Source organism: Protofrankia sp. CiP1_Cm_nod1 (assembly GCF_920888515.1).
Classification (GTDB): domain Bacteria; phylum Actinomycetota; class Actinomycetes; order Frankiales; family Frankiaceae; genus Protofrankia.
In genome coordinates this window covers 1-6,259 of record NZ_CAKKTM010000209.1, presented here as the reverse complement: position 1 = coordinate 6,259, position 6,259 = coordinate 1, and the positions used below count along the sequence as shown (strand labels likewise).

Below are 6,259 nucleotides of genomic sequence, written 5' to 3'. Positions count from 1 at the left end.
CTCGTACGATGACTGCTCGTACGATGACCACTCGTACGATGACTGCTCGCGCGGCCGCCACCCGCACGGTGGCGGCTTTCACGGCGGCGGGGAACAACGGGTGAGCGACGGGAAACTCGTCGGCACGGTCGTGGACGAGGTCGCCTTCGACGTCGAGCGCGGCAAGATCTGGGAGTTCGCCCGGGCGACGTTCACCACGGACCCCGTGCACACGGACGCGGACGCCGCGCGCGCCGCGGGTTTCGACGATCTGCTGGCCACCCCGACCCACGTCGTCGCCGTCGGGCACTGGCGTGACCAGCGCGCCTTCGTCGACCGGCTCGGCCTGGCCCTCGAGCGCGTGGTCGTGGGCTCGGTGCGCTGGCAGTACCTGCGCCCCCTGCGGGCCGGGGACTCGCTGCGCGCCGTGCGCCGCGTCGTCGGTGACGAACGCCGTGCCGGGAAACGCGGCGGCTCCATGCGCGTCGTGACCCTGGAGACCGAGTATGTCGACGCCACGGGAACACCGGTCGTCCGGCAGCGGGACGTGCTCATCGAGCGAGGAAAAAGCGCATGAGTCAACCCATCCGGGCCAGGCGGCCCGTTCGGGCCGCGGTCGGGGACACCCATCCGGCCCGGGAGATCGGGCCGCTCACGCAGACCGACATCGTGCGTTTCGCCGGCGCCGGCGGCGATTTCAACCCGCTGCACCACGACCCCGAGTTCGTGCGCTCAAGCGGCTTTCCCGGTGTCATCTCGATGGGGCAGCTACAGGCCGGGATACTGGCCGGCTGGCTGTCGGACTGGCTCGGCGTGGAACACCTGCGGGAATTCGAGGTGCGCTTCGTCGCCCCGGTTTTCCTGGGTGACGTCCTGCGCCTGTCCGGCGAAATCGTCGGCATCGTCGCGATCGACGGGCCGGGCCCCGGCCCGGCCGACGGGCCGGACGCGGAGTCGGCCGTCGCGCCGGCCGCCGAGTCGGTCGCCGAGATCGCCCTGTCGGTGCGCCGGGGTGACGACACGGTGGTACGGGCCAGCGCGAAGGCCGTCGTCGCCTCGTCCTGAGGTCGCCTCGACCCGGCACCGCGCCGGCCCACCCACGCCGGCGGCCACCACCGGTGGCCGCCGCGCCGGCACCGGGGCGTCTCCCGCGGGTCTCCGCTCGGCTTTGAGCCGGACCCGCGGGAGGCACCCCGGCTCACACCCCGAGCTTCTCGGCCTTGAGCTTCTCGGCGATGTCGGTGCGCAGGACGTGCTTCTGGACCTTGCCCGTCGCGGTCATCGGCAGCTGTGGAACGGTCTCCAGGCGCTCGGGCACCTTCTGGATGGCCAGCCCCCGCTCGAGCAGATAGGTCCGTACGTCCTCGAGCGTCAGCGGCTCGTGCCCCGCGGCGAGCACGAGGTAGCCGCACAGCCGCTCCCCCAGCCGCTCGTCCGGCATCCCGACGACCGCGACGTCGCTGATGGCCGGGTGGGCGGTGAGCAGGTCCTCGACCTGGCGGACGCTGATGTTCATGCCACCGCGGATGACGATGTCCTTCAGCCGGCCGGTCACCCGGACATAGCCGTCGGCGTCCATGACCCCGAGGTCGCCGGAGCGCGAGTAGCCGTCCGGGGTGAACAGGGCGGCGGTCTCCTGGGGGTTGTTGATGTACCCGAGCATGTGGCTGGGCCCGCGGAAGGCGATGTCGCCCTCCTGGCCGCGCGGCACCTCGTGGCCCGTCTCGTCGACGATCCTGACCGAGGTGCCGGGCAGCGCCGACCCGTCGGAGGTGACCGAACGGGCCGGGTCGTCGTCCGCCGTGCACATGGTGCTCACGGCGTTCTCGGTACGGCCGTAGAGGCTCAGTATCTGGCAGTTCGGCAGCAGGTCACGGGCCTGTTCCACGAAGGGGCCCGGTATGGGTGCGCCCGCGCAGACCCAGATCCGCAGGCTGGCGGGATCGTGCTGGTCGGGGTCGTAGACGTCGATGAGCATCTGCAGGAACGTCGTCGCGGTCACCGCGACCGTACAGCCGAACTCGCCGATCTGCCGCAGCCCCGCGCGGGGCTCCCACACGTCCATCAGATGGGACGCGGCACCGTAGATCAACGGTATGAGCAGGCTCGTGATGAACCCCGTCGTGTGTGTTATCGGCGACGGGCCGAACTGGACGTCGGACTGGCGGTAGCCGAGGCCCCTGCCGAGCAGCCGCGAGCCGGCGGCGAAGGTGTTGAAGGTGTGCAGGCAGCCCTTGGGGCTGGACGTCGTGCCCGAGCTGTAGACGATCACGAAGGGGTCGTCGGCGCCGGCACCCGCGCCGATCTCCTCGGCCGTGGGCACCGGGCCGGAGCCCGTCAGCAGCGACTCGAAGGGGATCACCGTGTCGCGCTCGCCGGCGCCGCTCCCCCGCACTACGACGATCTTCTCCAGGGCCGGGCTGTCGACCTGGAGCTTGGTGTACATGTCGAGGTAGTCGAACTTCCTGAACTTCTCGCTGGTGATGGCCACCCGGACGCCGCCGTCGCGCAGGATGTAGCCGACCTCCTCGTTCCGGTAGATCGGCATGATCGGTATCGCGACGGCGCCGATCCGCGCCAGCGCCACCACGGCCTGCGTGAACTCCGCCCAGTTGGGGAGCTGGACGCTGACGCGGTCCCCCCTGCCGATGCCCAGGCGCCGCAGGCCGGCCGCGAGGCGTAACCCGCTGTCCCGCAGTTCCCGGTAGGTCAGGGACGTGCTGCCGTCCGTGACGAAGACCTTGTCGGGCTGCTGGGAGACCTGCGCGTCCAGGACGTCGGACAGGGTTTCCTCACGCCATACACCGGTGGCGTAGCAGGTGGCGATGTCGTCGTGCGAGTAGCGGTCCGTCACCGTCGTGAACGTCATCGTGATCTTCCTCGTCGTCAACAGCTACCGTGCCTCAAGTCACACTATTTCAGTCAACCTTAGAATGGTTAGACCAAAAAGGCAACGAGTAGGAACCGGTCGCCGACGGCGGGTCAGAACCGGACGATCATCGCATCTTCCACTCGGGAGCCCGCTTCTCCCGGAACGCCCGCACCCCCTCGACGAGGTCCTCGGTGGTGAAGGCCAGCGCGAGCTGGGCCTGCAGCACGTCCAGCGCCTCGCCGAGCGCGAGGTCCCGGGTGGCGTTGATGGCGTCCTTGCCGAGCCTGATCAGCAGCGGGGACTTCGACGCCACCTTGCGCGCCCAGGCGCCCACAGCGTCGCCGAACTCGGCGTCGGGCACCACCGCGTTCACAATGCCCAGGTCACGGGCTTCCGAAGCGCTGATGAGCTCACCGAGCAGCATCAGCTCGTTGGCCTTGAGCCGACCGACGTTGCGGTAGATGAGAGCCGAGATCATGAAGGGGAACGCACCCACGTTGATCTCCGGACAGCCGAACCGGACCGACTCCTTCGCGATCACCAGGTCGCAGGCCAGCGCCAGCCCGAACGCCCCCGCGAGCACGTCACCGTTGGCGGCGCAGATCACCGGCTTGCCCAGGGCCCCGATCAGCTTGAACAGGCGCGGGAAGCGGTCGAGCCCGGCGTACTTGGTGATCGTCGGACGGTCGTCGGCGAACGCCTTGAGGTTGCCGCCCGCGGAGAAGATCCGCTCATGCGACGAGGTGAGCACCGCGACCCGCACGCCGGTGTCGTTCCTTGCCTCCTCCAGCGCGGCGAGGAGATCGTCGAGGAGCTCGTCGCTGAGCGCGTTGCGGGTCTCCGGGTGATCCAGCGTCACGACGGCGACCCCGTGGTCGTCGACCTCGTAACGGACGAGCTTGTCTGCCATTGGCTGTTGTCCCTTCCCGGTCCGGGGTGTTCAGTCCTGCGTCAGGACGATCTTGCCGAACCCGCCGCCCCGCTCGAGGTACTGATGCGCCCGGTCGGCCTGGTCGAGCGGGAAGACCCGGTCGATGACCGGGGGCGCCACCCGCCGGGACGACAGCAGCTCCAGCAGCCCGGCGAAGTCGCGGGGACCACCCATTGTGGTACCGAGCAGGTCGAACTGCCCGAAATAGAAGTGCCGCACGTCGATGCGCGCCTCCTGCGCGCGCGACGCGCCGAGGACCACCAGCCGGCCGCCCGGCCGCAGCGCCCGGATCGACTCCTGCCAGGTGCCCACCGAGTCCAGCACGAGGTCGAAGCCCTGCCCCGCGGGTGAGAGCTCCTTCGCCGCCGATGGCCAGTCGGGCTCGGTGTAGAGCACGCCACCGCCGGCCCCGAGCCCCCGGGCAGAATCGATCTTGTCGGCCGAGGACGAGGTGACCACCACCGAGGCGCCGATGCCGGCCGCGAGGCCGACCGCCATCGTGGCGACACCGCCACCGGCGCCGAGCACCAGGGCGGACTCCCCGGCCCGCAGCCGGCCGCGGGTGAACAGCGCGCGATAGGTGGTCAGCCCCACCAGCGGCAGGGCCGCCGCCTGCGGCCAGCTGAGCCCGGCGGGCTTCGGCACCACGCACTCGACGGGCACCCGCACCAGCTCGGCGTAGGTGCCCGGCCGGTGGTCGCCGAGGATCTCCCAGGCCGCGCCCGGCGCGCTGTCGTCCTCGCCCCACCACAGCGAGGGCACGATCACCACTTCCTCGCCGGTGTCCACCCGCACGCCCGCGCCGTCCGCGCCGGGCACGTGCGGCAGCGGGGAATGGTACCTGCCCTGCCGGACCAGCACGTCGTGCCAGTTCAGGGCACTGGCCCGCAGCCGCACCGTGACCCACCCGGGCTCCGGCCGCGGGTCGGGGAAGTCGGTGAGCCGCAGGTTGCCCGCCGGGCCGAACTCGTGGAGGACAACCGCGCGCACCCTGCCTCCAGGACTCCCCGAAAAGGTCTGACCATTTTGACCCTAGTGCCGGGAGCCGCGAGGGCGCAAGCAGCCCCGCTACAGGTGGTTCTGGCCGATCGTCAGGCGCAGGTACTGGGAGATGGCCTCCGCGCGGTTCTCCGCGCCCAGCTTGCGCAGGATGCGCTTCACATGCGACTTCACGGTGCCGTTGGTGATCACGAGTTTCTCGGCGATCCGGTTGTTCGTCGCGCCCGTCGCCATCAGCGTCAGTACCTCGAGCTCGCGGCCTGTAAGAGATTCGATCTTCGACGAGCGCGCGGTGTGCAGCATCCTGGTGGGCCGGGTGGCGGCGAGCGCGGTGACGTGCTCCCGGCTGGCGAGATCGATCTCGGCGCCGGCGAGGTCGTCCAGCACCGACTCGACGGTCTGCATCGCGCTGCGCACCTGCTCGCGCTGGTCACGCAGCCGCGCCAGCAGAACGGCGCGTTCGAAGATCTGCCCGAACGCCTCGGCGAAGGCCCACAGGATGTCGCGGTCGAGGGCGGACGCCTGCTCGGCCTTGTAGTCCGCGTGCAGGAACCCGATCACCCGGCCGGTCGGCATGAGCGGCGCCGCGACATAGGAGCGCAGCTCGGAGGCGTCCAGCAGCGGACGGTAGACCCGCCGGTCGTGCGCGCCGTCGGTGACCAGCGCCGGCTCGCACCGGCGCACCATCTCGCTCTCGAGCAGCAGATGGTCGAGAGGGATCTCCGGGATGGCACTGATCCACTTCCGGAAGGTCCGCTCCACCTCCTGGTCGGTGACCGCGTAGCTCTTCCACGGCCGCCACACCGAGCCCTCGACCCGCGAGAGCATCACCCGGTCGAAACCGCAGCTGTGCACGACCGACTCGCACACGCGGTTCAGCAGCTCGTCCGGATCATGTACTTTCCGCAGCTGAGCCAGGCCGGCGTCGAGCATGTCCAGGCGCTCCAGGCGCTCGTGGACAAGAAAGTCGTGGATCTCGTAGCGGATGGTGTGCAGCCCCGCCAGCGCCGTGCTCACGTTGACGAGCGAGGCACCGTCCGGGTATTTCGCGGGCGAGACGAGCCGGTCACGGAGCAGGCCACCCATGACCGCGAGCTGCCCGTCGACACCGCTGAGGCCGTCCGCGGGCCGGGGGGCGACGTCCTGCTCCGGGCCGCCGACCAGCTGACCGGCCGTCACCAGTAGTTCACGCGCACGACGCGTCAGGTCAGGCCGCCGACGCGCCCCGACGGGAACCATCGTGTCCGCGGCGTCCCGGGGGCCTCTTCCCTTCGGTGGAGTCATCGTTGCCAGATCCAGTTCGTAAGGGCCTACCGCACCGGCCTGCGCACCGAACCGGTGAGGCGTGTGGCATGTAAGTCTAGGCCCGGCCGATCGGTTCAGGCCTGACCAGTCAGACCTGACCAGCTGGACCTGACCGGTCAGGCCTGACCGGTGGCCGCGGCCGACGAGCGTCCCGGACCGCCCGCCCTGCCCCG

The 6,259-nt window shown here is 70.3% G+C and carries 6 protein-coding genes; 2 read left to right on the top strand and 4 right to left on the bottom strand.

Annotated elements, in window-relative coordinates; translation table 11 throughout:
• Positions 1 to 100: 100 nt before the first annotated feature.
• Both NBX02_RS09575 and NBX02_RS09570 read left to right on the top strand, forming a co-directional pair.
• Positions 101 to 556 carry an FAS1-like dehydratase domain-containing protein gene (locus tag NBX02_RS09575; protein ID WP_250280855.1) on the top strand — a complete coding sequence of 152 codons (456 nt, stop codon included), beginning with the start codon at positions 101 to 103 and terminating at the stop codon, positions 554 to 556.
• Complete coding sequence (locus NBX02_RS09570) at positions 553 to 1,044, top strand: MaoC/PaaZ C-terminal domain-containing protein (RefSeq protein WP_250280857.1); 492 nt, start codon at positions 553 to 555, stop codon at positions 1,042 to 1,044. The genes NBX02_RS09575 and NBX02_RS09570 overlap by 4 nt, the downstream gene beginning before the upstream one ends.
• Positions 1,045 to 1,177: 133 nt before the next feature.
• On the opposite strand, the gene NBX02_RS09565 is transcribed toward NBX02_RS09570, so the two are convergent.
• The 4 genes from NBX02_RS09565 to NBX02_RS09550 all read right to left on the bottom strand — a co-directional run bounded on the left by NBX02_RS09565 (position 1,178) and on the right by NBX02_RS09550 (position 5,960).
• Complete coding sequence (locus NBX02_RS09565) at positions 1,178 to 2,848, bottom strand: AMP-binding protein (protein ID WP_250280859.1); 1,671 nt, start codon at positions 2,846 to 2,848, stop codon at positions 1,178 to 1,180.
• 127 nt (positions 2,849 to 2,975) lie between these two features.
• The gene (locus NBX02_RS09560; RefSeq protein ID WP_250280861.1) at positions 2,976 to 3,761 is read right to left on the bottom strand and encodes an enoyl-CoA hydratase/isomerase family protein; all 786 of its coding nucleotides are present in this window, start codon (positions 3,759 to 3,761) and stop codon (positions 2,976 to 2,978) included.
• A 30-nt stretch (positions 3,762 to 3,791) separates the two neighbouring features.
• Positions 3,792 to 4,772, bottom strand: a complete 981-nt coding sequence (locus NBX02_RS09555; RefSeq protein WP_250290982.1) for a zinc-binding dehydrogenase — start codon at positions 4,770 to 4,772, stop codon at positions 3,792 to 3,794.
• Between the two features lie 78 nt (positions 4,773 to 4,850).
• The gene (locus tag NBX02_RS09550) at positions 4,851 to 5,960 is read right to left on the bottom strand and encodes a LuxR C-terminal-related transcriptional regulator (RefSeq protein ID WP_250280865.1); all 1,110 of its coding nucleotides are present in this window, start codon (positions 5,958 to 5,960) and stop codon (positions 4,851 to 4,853) included.
• Positions 5,961 to 6,259 lie beyond the last annotated feature (299 nt).